Source organism: Bacillus sp. 7705b (assembly GCF_002289525.1).
In the GTDB taxonomy this organism is placed as follows: Bacteria; Bacillota; Bacilli; order Bacillales; family Bacillaceae; genus Bacillus; species Bacillus halotolerans.
In genome coordinates this window covers 81342-103240 of sequence record NZ_NSDH01000034.1, presented here as the reverse complement: position 1 = coordinate 103240, position 21899 = coordinate 81342, and the positions used below count along the sequence as shown (strand labels likewise).

Annotated in this window: 21 protein-coding genes and 1 riboswitch; of the genes, 6 read left to right on the top strand and 15 right to left on the bottom strand. The window is 45.8% G+C overall.

What is annotated here, in order from left to right; translation table 11 throughout:
- Positions 1–15 precede the first annotated feature (15 nt).
- Together CJU60_RS14395 and dctS are read right to left on the bottom strand one after the other, a co-directional pair.
- Positions 16–696, bottom strand: a complete 681-nt coding sequence (locus CJU60_RS14395; RefSeq protein WP_095714116.1) for a two-component system response regulator DctR — start codon at positions 694–696, stop codon at positions 16–18.
- Positions 686–2293 (bottom strand): two-component system sensor histidine kinase DctS, encoded by a 1608-nt coding sequence (gene dctS, locus CJU60_RS14390; RefSeq protein WP_044161761.1) that lies wholly within the window; start codon positions 2291–2293, stop codon positions 686–688. The genes CJU60_RS14395 and dctS overlap by 11 nt, the downstream gene beginning before the upstream one ends.
- A gap of 71 nt (positions 2294–2364) precedes the next feature.
- Between dctS and CJU60_RS14385 the strand changes: the two genes are divergently transcribed.
- On the top strand, positions 2365–3417 hold the full coding sequence (locus CJU60_RS14385; RefSeq protein ID WP_095714115.1) for a TRAP transporter substrate-binding protein: 1053 nt from the start codon (positions 2365–2367) through the stop codon (positions 3415–3417).
- A gap of 84 nt (positions 3418–3501) precedes the next feature.
- The gene (locus CJU60_RS14380) at positions 3502–4323 is read left to right on the top strand and encodes a manganese catalase (protein ID WP_024120276.1); all 822 of its coding nucleotides are present in this window, start codon (positions 3502–3504) and stop codon (positions 4321–4323) included.
- Positions 4324–4362: 39 nt separating this feature from the next.
- Here CJU60_RS14380 and CJU60_RS14375 read toward each other — a convergent pair whose 3' ends face one another.
- From CJU60_RS14375 to CJU60_RS14355, 5 genes are all read right to left on the bottom strand, one after another.
- Complete coding sequence (locus tag CJU60_RS14375) at positions 4363–4749, bottom strand: VOC family protein (RefSeq protein WP_024120275.1); 387 nt, start codon at positions 4747–4749, stop codon at positions 4363–4365.
- Positions 4750–4885: 136 nt separating this feature from the next.
- On the bottom strand, positions 4886–5245 hold the full coding sequence (locus CJU60_RS14370; protein ID WP_095714114.1) for a YdbC family protein: 360 nt from the start codon (positions 5243–5245) through the stop codon (positions 4886–4888).
- Positions 5239–5580, bottom strand: coding sequence for a cupin domain-containing protein (locus tag CJU60_RS14365; RefSeq protein WP_095714113.1), 342 nt, complete (start codon positions 5578–5580; stop codon positions 5239–5241). The genes CJU60_RS14370 and CJU60_RS14365 overlap by 7 nt, the downstream gene beginning before the upstream one ends.
- 146 nt (positions 5581–5726) lie before the next feature.
- Positions 5727–6098: a glucose starvation-inducible protein GsiB gene (gene gsiB, locus CJU60_RS14360; RefSeq protein ID WP_010333086.1), complete on the bottom strand. Its 372-nt coding sequence runs from the start codon at positions 6096–6098 to the stop codon at positions 5727–5729.
- A gap of 128 nt (positions 6099–6226) precedes the next feature.
- Positions 6227–7045, bottom strand: coding sequence for an EcsC family protein (locus tag CJU60_RS14355; protein WP_095714112.1), 819 nt, complete (start codon positions 7043–7045; stop codon positions 6227–6229).
- Between the two features lie 117 nt (positions 7046–7162).
- On the opposite strand from CJU60_RS14355, the gene CJU60_RS14350 reads away from it, so the two are divergent.
- The 4 genes from CJU60_RS14350 (at position 7163) to CJU60_RS14335 (ending at position 9836) form a co-directional block, all read left to right on the top strand.
- Positions 7163–7615 (top strand): DUF2188 domain-containing protein, encoded by a 453-nt coding sequence (locus tag CJU60_RS14350; RefSeq protein WP_024120271.1) that lies wholly within the window; start codon positions 7163–7165, stop codon positions 7613–7615.
- 77 nt (positions 7616–7692) lie between these two features.
- Positions 7693–7950 carry a GlsB/YeaQ/YmgE family stress response membrane protein gene (locus tag CJU60_RS14345; protein WP_010333083.1) on the top strand — a complete coding sequence of 86 codons (258 nt, stop codon included), beginning with the start codon at positions 7693–7695 and terminating at the stop codon, positions 7948–7950.
- Positions 7951–8181: 231 nt separating this feature from the next.
- Positions 8182–9459, top strand: coding sequence for an Nramp family divalent metal transporter (locus CJU60_RS14340; RefSeq protein WP_049809886.1), 1278 nt, complete (start codon positions 8182–8184; stop codon positions 9457–9459).
- Positions 9460–9566: 107 nt separating this feature from the next.
- A complete protein-coding gene (locus CJU60_RS14335; RefSeq protein ID WP_010333081.1) occupies positions 9567–9836 on the top strand; it encodes a hypothetical protein in 270 nt (89 codons plus the stop codon).
- A 264-nt stretch (positions 9837–10100) separates the two neighbouring features.
- On the opposite strand, the gene CJU60_RS14330 is transcribed toward CJU60_RS14335, so the two are convergent.
- From CJU60_RS14330 to CJU60_RS14295, 8 genes are all read right to left on the bottom strand, one after another.
- Positions 10101–11825: a pyruvate oxidase gene (locus CJU60_RS14330; protein WP_095714111.1), complete on the bottom strand. Its 1725-nt coding sequence runs from the start codon at positions 11823–11825 to the stop codon at positions 10101–10103.
- A gap of 62 nt (positions 11826–11887) precedes the next feature.
- Entirely contained in the window at positions 11888–12340 is a 453-nt protein-coding gene (locus tag CJU60_RS14325) for an NUDIX hydrolase (RefSeq protein WP_095714110.1), read from the bottom strand.
- A gap of 56 nt (positions 12341–12396) precedes the next feature.
- Positions 12397–14220 carry a potassium transporter KimA gene (kimA, locus tag CJU60_RS14320; RefSeq protein ID WP_095714109.1) on the bottom strand — a complete coding sequence of 608 codons (1824 nt, stop codon included), beginning with the start codon at positions 14218–14220 and terminating at the stop codon, positions 12397–12399.
- A 189-nt stretch (positions 14221–14409) separates the two neighbouring features.
- Positions 14410–14554, bottom strand: a riboswitch (cyclic di-AMP (ydaO/yuaA leader).
- A 136-nt stretch (positions 14555–14690) separates the two neighbouring features.
- The gene (locus CJU60_RS14315) at positions 14691–16802 is read right to left on the bottom strand and encodes a cellulose biosynthesis cyclic di-GMP-binding regulatory protein BcsB (protein ID WP_095714108.1); all 2112 of its coding nucleotides are present in this window, start codon (positions 16800–16802) and stop codon (positions 14691–14693) included.
- 5 nt (positions 16803–16807) lie between these two features.
- Positions 16808–18070, bottom strand: coding sequence for a glycosyltransferase family 2 protein (locus CJU60_RS14310; RefSeq protein WP_003240289.1), 1263 nt, complete (start codon positions 18068–18070; stop codon positions 16808–16810).
- The gene (locus tag CJU60_RS14305; protein ID WP_095714107.1) at positions 18063–19793 is read right to left on the bottom strand and encodes a DUF2334 domain-containing protein; all 1731 of its coding nucleotides are present in this window, start codon (positions 19791–19793) and stop codon (positions 18063–18065) included. Before CJU60_RS14305 ends, CJU60_RS14310 begins: the two co-directional genes overlap by 8 nt.
- Entirely contained in the window at positions 19783–20634 is an 852-nt protein-coding gene (locus CJU60_RS14300; RefSeq protein ID WP_095714106.1) for a diguanylate cyclase domain-containing protein, read from the bottom strand. Before CJU60_RS14300 ends, CJU60_RS14305 begins: the two co-directional genes overlap by 11 nt.
- Positions 20615–21709, bottom strand: coding sequence for a lipoprotein YdaJ (locus CJU60_RS14295; RefSeq protein WP_095714105.1), 1095 nt, complete (start codon positions 21707–21709; stop codon positions 20615–20617). Before CJU60_RS14295 ends, CJU60_RS14300 begins: the two co-directional genes overlap by 20 nt.
- Positions 21710–21899 lie beyond the last annotated feature (190 nt).

Genomic DNA, 21899 nt, shown 5'->3' with positions numbered 1-21899 from the left:
TTTTTGGTCTCAGGTTTACACTTTAAATATGTAGCGGTTGACGGGGCGTCCGACTCCTCCGTACTGAACATCAAGCTGAATCGTTCCGTTCTTTTCGAGATAATCAAGATATCGCCTCGCTGTCACTCTGGCGATGCCGAGAGCCTTGGCAACCTCTTCAGCAGAAAGAGGCGACGTTTGCTGCTTCAAAAAAGCAATGAGCTCATTCATCGTAAAATGATTCAACCCCTTCGGCAGATCCTGTACGGCCTGCTGCGGGATATTGAGGATGGCATCAAGCTGATCCTGGGACAGCGTGTCGTTTTCCTCTATTTTTTGTTTATACCGCTTATATTTTTCAAGCGCCTGTCTCATGCGTTCGAGCTTAAACGGTTTTAAGATATAGTCAACTGCTCCATTTTGCAGCATAAGAGCAATTGTTTCCTTGTCTTTTGCAGCGGATACGACGATGACATCTACCTCAAGCTTTTGCTTTCTGATCTCCTGCAAGGTTTTGATCCCGTCTTTTTTCGGCATGTATACATCCAGAATCACGAGTTCAGGCTGCTGTTCTTTGATCAGCTTGATGCCTTCGTCCCCGTTTCCCGCTTGTGCACAGACGGTAAAGCCTTTAACTTTTGTTATGAAATCCTTATTGACTTCCTGAACCATCGGATCGTCTTCAATGAGCAGAACCTTGATTTCCTTACGAGCCATGCTGCGCTTCCTCCCCCTTCATCGGAAAAACGATTGAAAAAGACGTTCCCTGTCCCGGGTGTGAATCGACCTCTATCGCACCCGATCCTTTGTCTGTTATTTGCTTGACTAAATAGAGGCCATAGCCTGTGCCGCCTGTTTTATTCACTGTAAATCCTTTTTCATAAAGGTACGGCATATGTGTGTGTTGAATCCCGCATCCGTTGTCTTCTATTAAAATCGCAAGGATATCCTCCGTTTGTTCAATGCTGATGTCAATTCGTTTGTCATCAGACTGAACGGTTTCAAACGAGCCGAAGGCATTTTCAATCAGGTTGCCGAGAAGCACGACGATATCATGCTGGTCAACATGCTCGGGAAATTGCTGCAGGCTGCTGTTTTCATCAATATGCACAGCAATGCCGAGCTCTTTTCCCCTTCTGATTTTACTTAACAAAAGCCCCGCCGCGGCGTCATTTTGAATGGAGCGATGCAGAAATTCTGTGACGTTTTCCTGCTCGGTTGAAGTCTGAAACGCCAGCTGCAACGCTTTTTCAGATTTCCCGAGCTGGATCAGGCCTGCGATGGTATGGAGCTTGTTCATATGCTCATGATTTTGGACGCGGAGCGCTTCGACAAAGTTTTTGACTCCCGTCAATTCCTCAGCCATCTTGGCCGCTTCCGTTCTGTCCTGAAAAATCGCGACGGCACCGATGACTTTTTTCTTCATGACGATCGGAATCCTGCTGCTCATGATGACCTTTCCGCTGACACGAATTTCTTCATTATAAACCGCCTTGTTCCGTTCCACGATTTCGGGCAAACGCGAATCCTTGAGTACATCCCAAATCACCTTTCCGACCAGATCGCCCTGCACCTCAAAAATCTGTTTGGCTTTTTCATTAAATATTGTGATGATATGCCGGTTGTCAATGGCGATGACGCCTTCGTTCATAGAGTGAAAGGTAGCGGTTCGCTCTTCATACATTCTGACAATTTCATGGGGCTCGAGCTGAAACATTTGTTTTTTGATATGACGGGCCAGCAGGAACGAACCCGCCAGGCCGAACCCGAGTGTCAGCACTACGATGAAGGCGATATCCCTTCTTAAATGAAACAATATATCAGCCATCCCCGGCAGTGTTTTTCCAACGAGTACTACGCCGACCTGGTTCAAATCCTGATCCTTTACCGGATAAAAGGCCCGGACAGCCGTCCCGATCTCACCTGTTGCTTCTGAGAAATAAATGTGCTCCGCAAACGCTGCTTCTTCATCTGCACCCTTTGACTTTTTTCCGATGTTTGTGGTGACAGGATGAGTATAGCGAATGTGATCCATATCCATGACGACAATATAGTCTGCTTCATTGATCATCCGGATCTCTTCAACCGCATGACGGACGGCTTCTGTTTGTTCTTTTCGCGATAACGCCTCTTTCACTTCGGTCATCTCCGACACCGTCCGAGCCGTATTCATCAGCCGTTTTTTCAGCTCCCTTTCCTCAGTATGCTGAATATTGCCTATGAGCACAATGCCGCCGATCAAAAAGGAGAAAATGACGAGTATGTAGGAAAGGATCGTGATTTTCCAGCGGATTGAGAGCTTTTTTTTGTTCATCAGCTTCTCCTTTCAGGTCTTTACGAATCACATCTGCCCCATTATTCTTAACATAAGGGAGGGGGCTTTTCATGAAGAGTTTGTTTGCATGTCTCGGTCTGATGATCGCCGGAATTGCAACCGCTTTATTTATCGGATTCCATGACCGTTCAAACGGCGAGGAGATTGTGTATGATGACGATCAGGAAGGCTTACAGGAGCAAATCGTATTCAAATTCAGCCACGTTGTTGCTGAAAACACGCCAAAAGGGCTGGCCGCCAACAAATTCGCCGAGCTCGTAAACGAGAAATCAGGCGGGAAAATGAAAATTGAAGTGTTCCCGAATGGAAGCCTGTATTCGGACATTGAAGAAATCGAAGCATTGCAAAATGGCGACGTACAATTTATCGCCCCCTCCACATCGAAGCTCGGTATGCTCTCTCCTGAATGGGGAGTTCTTGATCTTCCGTATGCGTTTACAGACTATGATGCCGTTAAAAAAGGGCTGCACGGAACAATTGGAACACAGCTGTTTGATTCTTTAAAGAAAAACCAATTAAAGGGCCTGGCGTACTGGACAAACGGCTTTAAGCAAATCACCACGAATCAAGGCCCGGTCAAAACCCCGGATGATTTAAAGGGACAAGACCTGCGCATTATGCAAAGTAATGTAATAGAGGACCAGTTCAAGCTGCTTGGTGCAGCACCCCACCAGGAATCTTTCAATTCTACTTTTCAGCTGTTAGAAAACAATATAGTAGACGGCGAGGAAAACACAATCTCAAACATCTATTCTAAAAAATTTTATAATGTTCAAGACTATTTGACAATAAGCAGCCACGGTTATCTCGGCTATGCTGTCATGACTGATGAGCATTTCTGGAACGCGCAAACACCGGAAACAAGACGTATTTTGACTGAAGCGATGAAGGAAACAACGGAGTGGAATGAAACGTATGCCGAAAAAATGAACAAGGAGCAGCTGGAAGAAATCAAAAAACATTCTTCTATTAAAATCTACGAGCTGTCAGATAAAGAGAAAAAAGATTGGATGAAGCGCCTTGATCCTGTTTACCGGCAGTACGAGCCTATCTTCGGCCGGAAGCTGATTCAGGAGCTTTTGGAGCTGCGAAAGGATTCGTAATCCCCATCTCGATACGCTGCTTTTCGTTTATCTTTCAAACGATCGGAAATATAAAAAGAGATAAACGAAAAAGGAGATGGGAACATGTTTAAGCATACGAAAAAGCTGCAGCATCCTGCTAAGCCAGATCGTCCAGATCCATTATTCGCTAAAAAAATGCAAGAAATTTTAGGCGGGCAATTCGGAGAAATTTCAGTTGCCATGCAGTACTTATTTCAAGGCTGGAATACAAGAGGAAATGAAAAATACAAGGATTTGCTGATGGATACGGCAACTGAAGAAATCGGGCACGTTGAAATGATCGCTACCATGATCGCCAGACTTCTTGAGGATGCCCCGCTTGATGAACAGGAAAAAGCGGCTGATGATCCAGTCATCGGTTCCATCATGGGAGGCATGAACCCTCACCATGCCATTGTATCAGGACTAGGCGCCATGCCGGAAAGCAGTACAGGCGTACCATGGAGCGGAGGCTACATCGTAGCGAGCGGAAACCTGCTGGCAGACTTCCGCGCCAATCTGAATGCGGAATCACAAGGCCGTCTGCAGGTTGCACGCCTGTTTGAAATGACGGATGACAAAGGCGTCAAGGACATGCTCAGCTTCCTGCTAGCGCGTGACACAATGCACCAAAACCAATGGCTGGCCGCTATTAAAGAATTAGAAGCACAGGAAGGTCCGGTTGTCCCGGGTACATTCCCGAAAGCGCTCGAGAAACAGGAATTCTCTCATCAGCTTATCAATTTCTCTGAAGGTGAAGAAAGCGCCGAGCAAAACTGGCTGAAGGAGAAAGCCCCGGACGGAGAAGCGTTTGAATATGTGAACGAAGCAAAAGCTTTTGGAGAAAAGCCGGAATTGAAGCCTGCTCCTCCTTTTGTTCATAATACGCTTCCTGGGCGTGAGTAAGAGGCTATCATAAAAAGGATAGATCACTCCAGCGGTGATCTATCTTTTTTTGTGCGTTTTCTGCCGCTCAAGCATCTCCAGACGATTGCCAAATGGATCTGAAATATAGAATCTGTCCGCTCCCGGAAGTTTATTGTCCTCAACTATTCCAATTCCATTGCATTTCAAATGTTCTTTTAAACCTTCTATATTCATAACCTCAAAGGCAGGGTGTGCTTTTTTAGCGGGGACAAAAGGTTCTTCTATCCCGATATGCAATTGTCTATTCCCAAAAGTGAACCAGACTCCGCCCCTAGCTTTTAAATCATCAGGTTTTTCAATTTCCCGAAAGCCTAATATGCCGCCGTAAAATTGTCTTGCAATAGTTTCACAGCCTTTAGGAGCCGCAAGCTGAATATGATCAATTTCATTAAAATGAAAAGTCATCTCAATCAATCCCCCTGATTTCACAATTGAATGCCATTTTCTTCATTCTAATTCAATCAATAACAGGAGAATATCTTTATTGTTATTATGAGTGATAAAATCAGCTAATCATCTTTTTTAGGACGACTTCTCTTCACTAAGCTTTTGCCACAGTCCATCCAGGCTCGTATTCAATGTCCCTGCTGTCAAATAAACAAACGGCCTCCTCTGCATCCACCTGAGACAGCGTCACTTCAATAGAGAGAATCGTGCCCTTTTGCTCGATTTCTTTATAGATGATGTCGTGTTCGTTCTCCATAAAAGCATCATAAGCTTCTCTGTTCTCCCAAACGCTGGTGATTTCTGCGGTGAACAGCCCATCCGCTGTTTTCCGCCATCCGCCGGTCTGTTTGATGAAGCCATTTACATGTGATAATGCTCCCCACTGTGACTGCGCGTTTGAAAATGCTTCAGCGTTTGCCGCGTCCACCCCACATACAATCTTTTTGATCAGCATTTTGATTCCTCTGTTATGACCGTTTCCGCATGAATGTGCTCGACGCAGAGATTCACGGTCCTGACGTAAGAGCGTGTGCGGTGTATGGTGCCTTTTGGGACAAGCAGGCTGTCATTCGCTTTTAACACCGCGGTTTCTTGATCCTTAAAATCAATAAGCAGCTCCCCTTCAAGAACGATAAATAATTCATCTGAGTCAGGGTGATGGTGCCAGTCGTATTCTCCTGTAAACACAGCGAGCCGTACACAATGGTCATTGACCTCTGAAATGGAGAAATTAGCGTGTTTTTCTTTGACTTCATTTGCAATGGCCAGCAGGTTTTGCATCTCAGGCATAAGTGAAAACTCCTTTTTCACCTATTTTACCGCAGAAGCGTCATTGGGAAGGTATATTTTTTTCCATTTCATCATAAAAAGCGATCCAGCTGCTGCGCCGGATCGCTTTTTATCTACAGGTTGTCTGCCTTTTATGCTTTACTTAGTTAGTCGTTGTCGCGGGCGTTTCCGCCTTTTGAGCCAATTTCTTGATAGAATTCCTTATCATGATTTTTGCTTGTCGCTTCTCCGCCTTTACGGCCGATTTCTTGATAGAATTCTTTATCATGATTTTCGCTAGTGGCTTCTCCGCCTTTTTCACCGATTTCTTGATAGAACTCTTTGTCATGGTTCTTGCTAGTGGCTTCTCCGCCTTTTTCGCCGATTTCCTGATAGAATTCTTTGTCATGGTTTTTGCTAGTGGCTTCTCCGCCTTTTTGACCAATCTCTTGATAGAATTCTTTATCATGGTTTTTGCTAGTCGTTTCTCCGCCTTTTCTACCTGCTTCTTCTCTGCTCATTTTGTTATCTTGTGCCATTTTGAATTCCTCCTTTAATTGGTGTTGGTTGTTGTATTCCCGCTGTCATTTCTTTTAAACAAACAAAACACATTGAGTGTGTTTTAACTGAAAAAGCAGACGGAATGCGGTGCCCGTCTGCTTTTCTTCTATTCATGATTCTGTTCTGTTTCTATGAGCCGCTCGAGGATGCGCCGCTTTTTATAGAGCATCATGCCTGTTTCGGTAATGTCATTTAAGGTCGAGCGATTGGCTGCCGCGCCAAAGACCATCCCCGCGACCGGCACCATTTGAAAAAGCTTTTTCCAGCCAAAGGTGTCACGGTAGCCTAAAACCACTTCCCTCCAGCCTTGGATTTGGGAAGCGACATTCTTATATGTACGGTCCTGATCATAATCTTTTAATTCTCTCAGAATGGATTTTTTACCGACAACATCTGCTGAAGTAAGCTGCAAACATTTTACGATGAAGACCCGCTCTTTTTTCTCCTTTGGATCATAGCCATAGGTCACTGCGATATCCTGCAGTGTTTTTAATGATAAACCGAGCACAGCCGGAATGTCTGCCGCCAGAGTAAATACGCCGCCCACACCCGTGGTTGCTCCCTGAACGGTTGCAGCGTTGATTCGGTTTTTGCCCATCGCTTCAGCAACATCATCCATAATAGCCAGAGGCGCTTTCTGTACGTCCTCCAGTGATTCAAAGGTTTGCTCGGGGAGTTTCTTTTGAAACGTTTTGATAATCTGTTTTTCCGATGTCAGGTACTGTCCTCCAGTTTGAACAAAGCTGCCCACCTCATCCAAAAGCTTGCCGATCTTTTTCTGGATGAATTCCGGCGTCAGCTTGTCCAGCAGCTGAAACGGGAGACGGCTGAGTTTTTCCCAAAACCAGACTTTTTGCTGCTCCTTTTCCCATTTCTCTATTTCTTTTAATTGCTGATGTAAGTCTTCTTTTCGTTCTGTTGTCACCCAACTCGCACTTCCCTTCCGTTTTTCTACTATATAGTATACCTTCATTTTTCTCTAAAACGTTTTTATTTTCTACCTGCGGGTACCATTTTTATAAAAGCAGAAGGAGTGATGGATATGCCTTGGTCTATGAAGGATTACCCCGCTTCACTGAAAAATCTCGAGAAGCCTGTGAAGAAAAAGGCGATTGAAATTGCGAATGCCATGATTGATGAAGGCTATGAGGACGGACGCGCCATTCCGATTGCGACGAGCAAAGCAAAGGAATGGGCGGAAAACGCCTCAAAAAAGGAAATTGACGACTTCCTCAAACATGATGATGAAACAGAACGCGATGAGGAGGCAAACGATGACGCCAGACCTGAGCTAATGAATAAAGCGGAGCATGTCATCAAACATAAAAGTGGCTGGGCCGTCAAAGCTGAGGATGCCAAACGTGTATCTGAAATCAAGGATACGAAAAAGGAAGCGATTGAACGGGCGAAGGAAATTGCGGAACATAAAGGCACAGAAGTAATTGTTCATTTGGCTGACGGCAGTGTGCAGAGAAAGATAAAAACAGGATCATAACCAAATATGCTTTTGTACGTTTCGGATCTGTCTAGAACGGTAATTGATATATAAATCATTAAGGAGAGGTGAATATGATGCTTAGCTTTTTGGTTTCATTAGTTATTGCTATCTTAATTGGACTAATCGGAAGCGCCATCGTCGGCAATCGCATGCCTGGAGGAATCTTCGGTTCGATGATTGCAGGGCTGATCGGCGCATGGATCGGGCATGGCTTACTCGGAACTTGGGGACCAAGCCTTGCAGGATTTGCCATTATTCCGGCAATTATCGGGGCAGCGATCTTCGTATTCTTACTGAGCCTCGTATTCCGCGGACTGCGCAAGGAAGCCTAGATATTAGATGATTCAGGAGGCATCGTTTCATACTGAAACGATGTCTTTTTATGTATGGACCTTATCAGATGCCCTACATATCATGTTACATAACAGGGAAAAATTTGAGTATCATTTTTGAACATCATTGGTTGACAAGAAATCGTGATGGTCATATGATGTAGATAAAATAATTTGGTTTAAGGAAACTCTTTGTTGTATGGCAAAAACAATTAGAATTCAGGTGAGTACATGATGAATAAGGACATCACAGCGCAATCTCCCCGTTCCAAAGCAGTCCAAGATGCGCTTGACGGGAAAAGCAGAGGATTCAGAGGACTGCTGCCTTTTTTAGGCCCGGCGTTTATTGCAGCCATTGCCTATATCGATCCCGGTAACTTCGCAACAAATATATCAGCAGGTTCTAAATATGGATATATGCTGCTATGGGTGATTTTATTTTCTAATATCATGGCGCTCTTGATCCAATCACTCTCCGCCAAACTCGGTATCGCGACAGGCAAAAACCTGCCTGAGGTCGCTCGTGAGGAATTTCCTAAGCCTGTCTCTATCGGCTTATGGATTCAAGGCGAGCTCGTCATTATCGCGACTGATCTGGCGGAATTTATCGGAGCGGCATTGGGACTGTATTTGCTGTTCGGCATCCCGATGCTCGAAGCGTCTATTATTGCGGCGATCGGCTCTTTCGCGATTTTGGAGCTTCAGCGCCGCGGTTATCGCTCACTTGAAGCCGGTATTGCCGGCATGCTGTTTGTAGTGGTCATCGCCTTTGCGCTGCAGACCTTTTTTGCAAAGCCTGATGCCGTCTCAGTGATGAAAGGACTTTTCGTGCCGACATTTCATGGCACCGACAGCGTGCTTCTTGCAGCAGGTATTCTCGGCGCAACCGTTATGCCGCACGCCATTTATTTACACTCTGCCCTCACACAGCGGCGGGTAGTCGGCAAAACAGATGCTGAACGGAAGAAAATTTTCAGATTCGAATTTATTGATATTTTAATAGCGATGCTGATTGCAGGGGCTATTAATGCAAGTATGCTGATTGTGGCTGCCGCATTATTCTTCAAAAACGGGCTGTTTGTCGAGGACCTTGATGTCGCGTTTCAGCAGTTCGGTCATCTTGTCAGTCCTGTTTCAGCCGCGTTATTCGGGATCGGCCTGCTGGTTGCAGGCCTGTCCAGCTCGTCTGTCGGAACACTTTCAGGCGATGTGATTATGCAGGGATTTATCAACTACCGCATCCCGCTGTATGTACGGCGGTTCATCACAATCATTCCGCCGATCTTGATCATCGCATCAGGCGTCAATCCGACGTCGGCTCTTGTGCTGAGCCAGGTGGTTCTTTCCTTCGGCATTGCCTTTGCCTTAATCCCGCTTATTATGTTCACAAGCAACAAGCGGATTATGGGTTCACTGATCAATGCCAAATGGGTAACAGTGGTTTCTTGGCTGATCGCTGTGCTGATTGTTGCTTTGAATGTGTTTTTGATCGTCGATACGTTCCGTTAGAAAAAAACCGGCTGAAAGAGCCGGTTTTTTGTTTTAGGGTAAAAGCTCATTGATATCATTTTTTACAGAAATTTGTTATGATAGAAGAAAAAATCGGAGTTTTGATAATGTCAGTATTTATTCTGTTTTATTTATGGATTGTCCCAATTGTTATCGGAATTTTATGTTCTGTTATCGCTTATAAATCAACAGGTAAAAAAATGCGAATCGCGCCCGGCATCGCCATGGTGGTGCTCAGTATCATTTCCTTGATTACGGCTTTTACGGCCGGAGGCGCTAATTTTCACGTGTTTATCGGCGGAATGTTTTTATTTGGCACTTTATTAGTTGGTTCTGCTTTTCCTTTCTTTTTCGGACTTTCGAAAAAAGGGAAATAAGCTTATAAAGACATTCATTTTGTAAGATTTGATAAGAATAAACAGATGAAACAGACAAGGACAAATGCGCTGATCTTTCTGCTTTGAAAGAAGATGCATTTGTCCTTGTGTCTGTTTTGGGCACGGCGAAATCATGACAGGCTGCATAGATCATTCCTGCTGATCCCAATAAATATACGAGTATCTTAAAGGTTCAAACAACCGATTTTATGACTCACCCTCCGTAAAATCAAAAAACAGGAGCCTTCACGGGCCCCTGTTTTTTTAGAATAACCGTTTTAAGCTTTGTTTCAATGACGGCATTTCAATTTTTTGGTTTTCGAAGAAGTTTTTCAGCATATATTTGCTGAAGCCTTTTGCCTGTCCGTAGGTGATTTTGCCGGGCAGCGGCGGTTCGTTTCCGATCATGACGTCGACAACGACCGGCTGATCGGAGTGAAGCGCCTCATGGAAAGCCGGTGCAAGTTCTTCCGCTCTCGTCACTTTGATGCCTTTTGCTCCGCAGCTTTCTGCAAATGCGGCATAGTCGACATTCTGAAGTTTTGTGACATAGTCGATGTTCCCTTTGACCTGCTGTTCATATTCAATCATGCCGAGATTTTCATTGTTTAAAATGACAACAGTAATCGGGAGCTTGTATTTGACTGCGGTTGGGAGATCCTGCATGACCATGGAAAAGCCCCCGTCACCGCAGACTGCGATGGCTTGGCGCTCCGGTTCAGACAAGCTCGCCGCTATAGCTCCCGGCAGGCCGCATCCCATTGTCGCAAGCCAGCTGGAAACGATGAAATCCTGGTTGACGTTCATTTTGAAATGCCGTGCCATCCAGACGGTGACAGTGCCGACATCTACAGACAGCACCGCGTCTTCCGCTGCTGCCTCCTGAAGACGTGCGATGACCTGCTGAGGTTTAAGCGGTGTTGTCGCCTCAGTTTCATCTTTTTCGATTTCATTCCACCAATGCTGCATATGTTCAGTGCAGGCATTTAGGAATCTTCTGTCTTCCTTCCGTTCAATATACTCCGTCAATTCGCGCAGACCGAGAGCCGAGTCACAGACAAGCCCCGCTGTTACCGGATAGCGTTTGCCGATTTTCGCCGGGTCTGAATCAAGCTGGATGGCCGGTGTGTCTTCCGGCAAGTAATCACGATACGGGAACGAGGTGCCAAGCATAATTAACAAATCGCATTCTTCCATTGCCTCATAGGCCGGCTTTGTCCCAATCTGTCCAAGGTTGCCGAGAAAGTGCGGGTGCTTATCGGGAACAACGCCTTTTGCGGGGAGCGTGACGACGATCGGCGCCGCTGCTTTATCCGCAAATTCCAGCAGCTCCCGCTTCGCCTTCTTCATTCCCTGTCCCGCCAAAATGATCGGCTTTTTCGCATTGTTAATATATTGCGCGCATGTCACAAGCTGTTCTTTTTTCGGTTCAAGATTCCCTTCAATATACAACGGTGATGTATAAACGGGTTCCCGTTTGATTTTCTCCGCAAACAAATCATCTGACACACTTAATACCGCAACGCCTTTTTTGCTGTAGGCAGTGCGGATCGCCTGATTCAACAGATCCGGCAGTGACTCCGCGCTATGTACCTCCCTGTTAAACACTGCCACGTCTTCAAACATTTGCTCAAGCTTAATCTCCTGAAAGTAGTCCCGCCCGACTTCGCCTGAGGAAACCTGACCTGCAATCGCAAGCACAGGGGCGCCGTCCGCTTTTGCATCGTATAAACCGTTCAATAAGTGCACCGCACCCGGCCCTGCAATTGACAGGCAGACACCGATCTTGCCGGTGAGTTTTGCCTCAGCCGCGGCTGCCAGCGCTGCCACCTCTTCATGGCGGGTTTGGATGAATTCCAATTGATTTCTTTCGTGTCTCAGTTCCTCAATAAATTCGTTAATGCTGTCTCCGGGGATGCCGTAAACATGATCAACTCCCCAATGTTCAAGCAGTTCTGTCATTGTTTGTCCTGCTGTTTTGTGTGCCATGCCGTATCCTCCTTTTTCCTTTTTCAATACCACAGGGGGAGGCGTTTAAAACCCGGAGGCAACTATCGCTTGCTGTATTTCCTTCTGAACAGGTCTAGGGCCGCCAAAAAGCTGTTGTCCTTGACGGTAATCCGGATGCCCGCAGCGCCGTTTAGAAAATCTCTGATTTGCATTTTCCGGTTTGGCACCATCAAAAGCGGCAATCGCTCCGGCGAAAACCACTTCAGCCCGGCCGTTTCCATGCCGTTTTCTATCGCTTGTCCGCCTGTTATGTTCCCTGCAAACACATGCTGTTCGTCTTGAAACTTAGGTCTTTGATAGACACCCAATTTCCCGGAAAGCTCTATCAGATATCCCGTTTCTTCCATTACCTCCCGGACCGCCGCTGCCTCCGGGGTTTCTCCTGATTCAACCCGTCCGCCCGGCAAATCCCATAAAGGAACGTCTTTTCGTTTGACCAGCAGAATCTGCCGTTTTGTGTTTATCACTATGACAAATGCCCCTTCCGTATGCATCGCCATCTCCCCTTTATTTAAAAAAGACCAAGGAGATGTCCCTTGGTCTGAGCTGCTTACTTTTTAAAATGATACGGCAATGTGGCAACGATTATGTCCTTCTTCCAGAACAGCCGGACTCTGAGCAGGAAGGCTGACTGGTTGTGCAGAATGGTGTGCCAGCGTTTTTTTGTGATAAATTGCGGGAACAGCACCATGACAGAAAACTGTTTCTTCTTCGCTTTTGCTTCAACAGTTTCCAAAAACTTATCAAACGGATGGACCAGGCTTCTGTACGAAGAGTGAAGCGTGACGAGACGCACTCCATTATTCAGCTCTTCCCAGCGTTTTTCCACTTTCTTTTCCTGTTCTCTGTCAAACGACACGTGAACGGCAATGACCTGATCTGACAGTGATTTCGCATATTGAATGGATTTTTGCACGACGGTTGTGACGCCGGCTACAGGCACAATCACGACCGTACCTTTGATTTCTTCCGGCTGTTTGTTTACGATACGAAGCTGTTCACCGACAGCCGTATAGTGATTTTTAATCGCAAAAAACAAAAAAACGACGATCGGCATAAAGATTAAAACAGGCCATACGACATTAAACTTCGTGACAAACAGGATGGACAGAACCATAAACGATATCAATGCGCCGCAGGCGTTGATCAGCATTTTTCCAATCCAGCCTTTTGGTTTTTGTTTGATCCATTTGATGCACATCCCTGTTTGTGAAAGGGTAAATGGAATAAACACACCGACCGCGTATAGCGGGATTAAGTGCTCCGTCTGCCCTCCAAATAACAGAATCAGCACAATTGAGGCAACACCTAAAAAGATAATCCCGTTTGAGAAGCCTAAGCGGTCGCCTCTTACTGTAAACATGCGCGGCATGTATTGGTCTCTCGCCAAGTTGAAGGCAAGCTGCGGGAAGGCTGAAAAGCCCGTATTCGCCGCAAGGACCAAAATTAACGATGTCACACCCTGAATGACATAGTAAAACACATTTCTGCCGAAGGTATCCGACGCGATTTGTGAAATGACCGTTTCATTCGGTTTCGGAGCCGTCCCGTAACCGTATGCAAGTACCGTAATGCCGGCAAACAGAACCGCAAGCAAGATCCCCATCATAGCCAACGTTCTCGCCGCGTTTCGCGCAGGCGGGTTTTTGAAGGCTGGAATCGCGTTGGAGATCGCTTCAACTCCGGTGAGCGCGGAACAGCCGGATGAAAAAGCCTTAAGCAGCAAAAACAGCGTAATGCCGGCTACCGGTGTGCCGATCGGTGTATGATGGACTGGCTGATCAATTTGTCCTGTCATAAGCTTAAAAAGACCGACGGCAATCAGGATGAAAAGCGCCGCCACAAACAGATAGACCGGGTAAGCAAGAATCGATGCTGATTCTGACAGCCCCCGCAGATTTAAAATCATAATCACTAAAACAAGTAAAACAGCAATCGGTATATGGTAATCATGCAGTGCCGGGAACGCCGACGTGATGGCGTCCGTCCCTGCGGAAATACTTACTGCTACAGTTAATATATAATCGACAAGCAATGAACCGCCTGCAATCAGCCCGGGCTTTTCGCCGAGGTTTTCTTTTGATACAACATACGCCCCGCCGCCCTGCGGATAAGCGTAAATAATTTGCCTGTATGAGAGAATCAGCGCGAGCAGCAAAATGAGTACGCCGACCGCTATCGGAACGGAATACCAAAATGCAGCAGCGCTTACCGCCGCCAATATGATAAGAATTTGTTCCGTTCCGTAAGCGACAGATGATAAAGCATCTGAGGAGAGCATGGCAAGCGCCTTTAATTTCGTCAGTTTTTGTTCTCCCGCTGCTTGTGATTTTAACGGTTTCCCAATCAAAAAACGTTTGATTGAATGATACATCGATGTCTTCCCCTTTTAATTTCATTTTTCATTAAAACAATAAAACATCCGCATCTGCTCTCACATTTTGTAATAGTCCTTTCTGCTATGATGTCTCTGTATGCGATTTACATCCTGAAAATTGAACAGCAAAAAACACAGAGGCAAACGGATGCCCCTGTGCCTTAACATCGAACACAGGTTTCATTCATCTCCTCTCATGAACGCTTACGAGGTTAGCTGACGGATTCGGGCATATGAGAGTTTGCCCTACCTAAAAAGGATTCACCCCGAGCGGCAAAATGCCGCCAAAATGGGTCCCCCGCTCTGTTTACAGATTAAGCGATTTGTTTTCTAAAAGAGATCATACTCCCGTTTACGTATGTTGTAAAGAGGCTTATCGGCCGGGAGAAAAAAATAAAATGACAGGTTCCACAAATGGAAAATTTAAACCAAAAATAAAAAAACAGAGGCTGATAACAGCCTCTGCCTTATTCTCTGTCTGTCTTTCTCTTTCTTCGTCTAACGGTTACCCAAATGAGGGTTGCCGCAATTACCATCATGAGAGCCAGCACGCCGATATACAGCAGTTGTTGCCCATGATCTTGTGCTGTTTTTTCTGTTTCAGAACTGTTTGTTTCCGATTTGAGCTGCTGGTGGTTTGTAAACACCTGCTGGCTGTTTGTTTCATTGATGACGGTCGCCGTGTCATCATTGCTGTTCAAAAAGCTGATGATTTCTTTTGTGACGGCCGCGCCATTTCCTTTCAGCGGCGCAAAAACAGCCATCGTATAATTTGAATCCCATAAAGACGCTTGGGTAAATGCCACTTGTTTCGTCGTCTCGTTCAGCATTTCAAAGCCCGACACGTCAAACGAGCCGTTTTTCGCTTGAGGCACGAGCAGATCAGAAGATTTCTCTTTCAAAAGAGAGAACTGGCTGATGCCGCCGATGAAAATTAAGTTCCGGCCTTTCGCGTCCTCCGCTTTAACTTCAGATGCTTTCCTTACTGTGAAAGATTGCTGGGCTTCGCTTCCAAAGGAATCAGTAACGAGAGAAAGCTCCTTAAGCTTGGATTTGCTCACGCTGTCAGGAAGCACAATCAGTGTTGCCTGTTCCTGATTTCCGGCGTATGGAAGCGGCCATTCTTGAAAATCGGCTGACGGAGATGTGCCTTTGATTGTGTAAGACAATGTGCTGCTTTTATCAATAAAGACCCATTTCTCTTCGTCCGTTGTGTTGCAAGGGTTGTTTTCCTTTAAGCCCGTGGTGATAAACTGTATATCAAAGTAGCGGTTTTTCTGCAGCAGCTCCGGGTCTACTTTCAGCGTGACATGATAGTATCCGTTTTTATCTTCTTTCCCTAATTCATCAAGGCGAACTGAATGCGGCTGACCGTTGATGAGGACCTTCAGCTCTGCTGCTTGAGAGGCTGAACCGCTTTCTGCCGCGGCTGCTTGAATCGTTTCCGATTTCTTTAGTTTAAGCGACAGCTTGGCTGATTGATTTTGGTCTATCATCGCAGAAGCCGGATAAAAATAATGTGCTGAAGATGTTTTGTCAGCTCCGATTGTCATATCTTCTGCCCCGAATTTCTCAAGGGTCAGCTTATTGCTTACCTGCTTTTCAGCCTTCTGAAGCTTGCCAATTGAAAGTGTTTCCCCGCTTAGCTGGCCGGTGTATGTCTGATCGGCGATGACGCTGATTTTTTCTGAGAGCACATCATCAGATGCCGCTTGTGCAAACAGAACCGGCTGCTGCTTGCCCTGTGCTTTCAGCACGCGCTCCGCAAGCAGAAGTTTTTCTCCTTTTGCCTGTAAGCCGGCTTGTTTGATCAGCTTCTTCACCTTGCCGTTCCAATGCTTATCCACTCCGATGAAAATGGTCGGCTTGTCGATTTGCTTCACTTCAGATTCCTTCACAAACGAAATGCTGACACTGCTGTCCGCAGTTTTCAGGTAGCCTTCTGTTTTGACAGCCGCTTCAATTTCTGCCGAACTCGGGTTATCCGGAATGACAATAGCAGTCTCTTCCGCTGTATTTCCCGATTGGGCAAATGGGTATGGGTAATGTTCAAGTGACGTTCCCTTCGCTTCGCTGCTGTCCGCCAGTGTCAGGCGGCTGTCCGGATAAATTTTGATCCAGTTGCCGGACGTATCCTGTCTGACGCAGACGCCCTCTTTCATGACGCCGTAAAATTTCAGTGATACGCTGTGATAGCCTGGAGCGGACTGGCTTTTGTTCAAGTTCAGCTTCAGTGTTTTCCGTTTTGAATCGCCGTTTAGCTTTAACGTTTTTACCGGTTCATTGTCAATTACAGCCGTTAACGATGAAGGAGAAATTAAAAGATCTGATGCCTCATATTCAATCACCAATTGCTGGCTGCCGGAAGAGGCGCCTGCCGGAATCTGATACGTCAGTTCCGCGCTGTCTTTTGATCCGTACAATGTCATAAGATCGTTTGTCAGCACCTGCTGTTTGGCTTGTTCACGGCTGCTTTTGCCCAGAAGCGAGCCATCAACCTGCATCTCTTGGGCAAAGGCCGATTGTCCGGTCATTGCCAGCAGCAGAAAGCTTGTAAGAAAAATAAGTAGTTGTTTCAAAAAGGTCACCCGCTTTTATGTTGATTGTATCGTTCTGTTTTGTACCATTTGACCTCTTGCTTGAATAAACGGTGCTTGATTTCTACGAATAAAGAATAGATCACGAGCACAATCCATGCCTGCGAGTACGTAAAGTACATAAGAAATACGATAAAGAAGTTTTGCCTGTTCATTTCTGTTTTTTCGATGCTTAACGTAATCATGACCTCCGTCATAAATAAGAAAAACGCCAAAATCCAAAGGATCATTGCCAAAAACCCGACCGACAAATGCAAATCATAAAACAGATTGACCACAAATATCGTGTTTGACATGATCACGCCAAAGAAAAACAGGAAATACGTAAAGAAAAAGTAAAACAAGTCAAAGATAATCCGTTTTCGTTTCAGTTTGAAAAACTGCGCCAAAAACTTCAGGACGACATATTGGTTGCCGCGCGCCCATCTCGTCCGCTGGCGCCACCACACCTTCCACGTTTCCGGCTCCTGCTCCCAAGTAATAGCTGCCGGGAAAAAGCGGATGTGATAGCCGAGGTTATACACCCGGATGGTCAGCTCGGTATCTTCAGCCAGCGCTTTATCATCCCAGCCCCCGAGCTTTTCAATAATACTTCTGCGGATCGCGAAGTTGGTTCCGGGAATGGTAGCGATTTTGAACCACTTCCATCTGCCTCCCTGCGCCATCCACTGAAAACAGATCGTTTCAATATTGATAAACTTCGTCAGCAGCGTTTTTGCCGCATTGATGACGCGGAATTTCCCCACCACTGCGCCTGCCTTCTCGTCATTCATCAGACCGAGAACAAGATAATACACGGCCATTTTTTCAGGCGTGTTGTCGGCGTCATATACACAAATGACATCGCCGTTCGATTCAGCAAAACCGGAGTTGAGCGCCGAGGATTTGCCTTTTCCGGCGTTAGGCGGTTTTGTGATCACCATTTTGATAAAATCGTATTTCTCGGAAAATTCATTGACGATATCACCCGTCCGGTCTGAAGAATTATCGTTTACCACAATAATCTCCAGCCGGTCCTTCGGATAATAAAGATTCACCATTGCCTTCAGCGTCTGCCGAATGACAACTTCTTCATTATGGGCCGGGATGAGCACACTGACCTTCGGCAGCTCCTTCATGTTTTCTCTCCACTTCGGAATGTTCCGCTCGAAGGTCATGTAGTGGCGGAACCCGCCTTGCATGAGAAACATGTGATAGAGAAGCATCACCCATATTAAACTTAGCGAGATAAAGAACAGCGTATTACCCATGGCTTCTTCTCTCCTTAAACATTCGTTTTTTCAATGTGGCTCTCAAGTAAAACGTATAGCTGACAAACATCACGACATACAAGAGCACAACGGCGGAGAGAATCCATAACGCCTTTTCCAGCGGGGTTTGCCGATGGTGGTCGAAAAACTCGCCGACGGCACTTACGCCGTTTTTCACCTGAATCGTTCCGTCACCGCTTGTATGGATTTCCACTTTGTCTGTTTTGACGGTTTGTTTCGTTTTTTTCAAATCAAGCCATTCACTGTCCGGAATGCGTTCCATCTGGTCAACAAGCTCCGGCAAATATTTCATCCCAAGATAAGGGTGGTAAAACCCTCCGGCCACTCCGCCTTCAAAATCAATCATCTGTGATATGTTCTCCTGCATATCGCCGAGCGGGTTTTGTTTTGATGTATCGACAAAACCGATTGTTTCCGGATACAGCGTCATCCCATGCAGCATAGCTGGTTTGGTCAAAAACGGGGATGCACCGGAGGTTTTCCATGTTGTATCGCTGAGCTGCACCTGCCCGAAAATGCTTGAGAAATACTGTGAAGCCATTTGATAGCCGTACTCAGACATCGTATAGTGCGGGGCTTCAAATGCCAGCGGATAAAGCCCTGCCGAGGTTAAATCCTCAATGGCGTGCGTCAGCTTTTGCCTTGTATATGTTTCTTCCTTTTCCTGAAACGGCTTCAAATAGCTCTTATAGGCCTGTTCGTTCGGAAAAGCATGTTCCTTTTCCAAAATGGACGGGGTGTCATCAGCATTTTCCGAAGTGATCGGCTGGTCCGCCTTGGCATCCCAAAATTCGAAACCCTCTCCTGTTTCACTGTGGCGATAGGCGTGTGTGTAGCCGTGAACAATGATACTGCCGCCCATGCTTTGCAGTTTTTTCAATACCTTGACCATCTTCGGTTTATCAGACAAATACACTTTATCGCCTGTTTCCGGATTCAGATACACAGGAATGACTGACAGGATAAAAGGCACATGTCTCTTGTACAGATATGTACCGGCTTGAAGCAGCAATGTTTCATCAGACATCGGGCTGATATCCTCCAGCCGCAAATATAAAAGCGCGGTTCCGGCCTTCTCTCCAAATGCTTCACGAAGCTCTTTCGCAACGATCAGATTGTCATTTAACAGATTGGTTAAGCCGATGTACACATTTGATTTATCCGTTTTCCATATAAACGGACTCGTTTTGCCGTCACTAGTTGTAAAGGTATACAGCCCCTTTCCTTTCAGGCCTGATACGCTCAGCACGTTAAGCCCGCTCTCTAAGGAGACATCGTTTTTTTCCGTGCTGCTGTGAATCTGATAGACATGTTCTTTTCGGGTTAAGGAAAGACCGGAAAATTGGCTGATTTGTCCGGCGTTATAGCCGATGGCGACGACGGGTTTTTTTACGCCGCTGATAAGAGACACCAGTTTTTTGCTGAGCTTTCTTTTCGTTTGCCCGTAATAGATGACATGTTCTTTGCCTTTCACATCAGATGCTGTAACATCCGAATCTTTTCTGACCGTGACATGAGTTGCAAAATGGCCGGCCAATAAATCGAGCATTTTGACTTGAGGCGACTCTTTGCCGTCCAAGGTTGAATAGATGATGAGAATGCCGTCATCCTTCTCCTTCGCTTGGGCAGAAATAGGAAAAGAAGCAATAGCTGTCAGCATCAGAACGGACACGCAGAGTAGCATTATTCTTTTAAAGTTCATTCATCATCATCTCGTTTTCCAGTTCTTCTAAAAATTGATCAGCTGTCCTTATATCTCTTCGATAAGGTAAATAACAGACATGGAACGTAAGCGACACATACTTTCCGTTTGTCAGCTGATACGTGTCCAGCTGTTTTTTCAGCTTTGTCAGGACGGCCGGCATATGTTCAGCCGGCGTGTGTGTCAGCACAATGCCGAAGCGCTCATCAGAGGGGCGGAATTTTTTATCCGTTTCCCGGACGCTTGACCTGATTTGCCGGCTGACGAATTGAAAGAGAAGGTCGGTCTCTTTCTCCCCGTACAAAGACTTAAATTCCTTGAAATAATGCATATGAAGCAGCAAAAAGACAAAGGAATTGCCGTAGCGCTCCGCCCGTTTGATTTCCTCTGACAGTTCCAGTTTCATTCTTTGCTTATTATCAAAGCCCGTCACTCTATCGACAGCCACGAAGCTTTTGATTTCAGATTGAAGACGTTTGACTGAATGGCGCAGCTCTGCTGCGATATCATGAATTCTTCCTGATATAAAGGAAAACAGCAAAAGCGCAATTCCCCACACGATAAGCATGCGCAGCCCGTCTTCAGCCGAAAACATCACAGCCTGTCCAGTCTGAAAAAACATCATGAGCGTGCCGAGAACAAAGAGAACGATTAAGGTGACCGCCAGCGCGTAAATCGGACCGAACCAAATGCCGGCCCCGATCACGACAAATGTAATGCAAATGATCAGAAAGCCCTCCGACTGCTCGTTGGACACATAAAAAATAAACAGAGACAGGGCTGCGATGAGCCCTGAAAGATAAGCATATAATTTTTGTGATTCATTGAATGATCGTTTCATTAAAAAGCTTCCTTTCGGCTAACAGCGGCAGCAGATTGTCGAACGAGTGCGTGTCGGAGCCGCTCATGTAACCCCCATAATACGGTTTCGCCGGATCAAGAATTTCAAAGTCATTCATTCTATCATAAATCGCTTTGATGACCGAGCTGTCTTCATGCTGTTTTGTTAAAAATAAAACAGCTAACGCGTATACGGACGGCGACTCATATTGGACGGCAGGCTCCTTCGTATCTGCCGAATATCGTCCGTACAGCTTTCCGTTTGCCTGAAATTCCTTTTTGACCCACTCTGCTATCACAGCGGCTTTTTCATCCCCTTCCGGCAAATGCCACGCGGCGTACAGCTGGTCAATGACGTTTACTTCACTGTCATATTTGTACTGCTTCGACTCTGCACTGTACGTCTTTGGCAGGAAACCATTCTTTAAAGGGGCTAGATAGAGAACATCGGCATTTCGCTGTTCTGTTTCTTCGTCTATGATTCCATACTTTTTCAAAACAGCTAGTGCATCGGGCATGACATACGAAAGCGTCACGTCCTTTGAAGCGGCATGAGAGGCTAAATCGTAAAAGTCTGTAAACATCCCGTTGTACATGTTGTATGTCTTTAAAGCCGTGCCAATATCACGGGCCGTTTTTTCATATTGGCTGCTCCCCCAAAGAGCAGCTGCCTGATCGAGAGACACCATGATTCTCATATCATCAATCAGCGCGTTTGTCCCGCTCGCTTGACCGTTTTGTATCTTCCATGTCACCAACTGATGATTCAGAAGAAAAGAATCCGTCAGATGCTGATATTGCTCCTGAAAATGCGAGGCGTCTTGTCTGCTGACCAAAAACTCCATCCACAGGCCAATCGATTCTGATAAATAGGAGGGCTGATCTGAGAAATCCGTTTTGATAAGCCCTTGGTCATTCATAAGATTGTGATAGATGAAATACTCCGCCGGCTGAAGCGGGCGGGTATTCATATCTGCCTCAGACTGATATAGGGTTTTATTCCCAGCTTCAGCACACCCTGCGGAAAGTCCGATAGATAAGCAAAATAAGATAGCAGCGACCAACACATGCCGCACAGGCAAGTCCCCCTTTGTCGTCCGAAGCGAATCAGACGCACCAATATATGACGAAATTATTACTGCCATGTTACAAATTATATTAACTATAAAAGAAAAAAACGAAGATTACTAGCTTTTTTTGCCCTTTTTGAACTTTCAAAAAACAGGACCTAAGTCCAATAAAAAACCTGTGCGAATCGCACAGGTT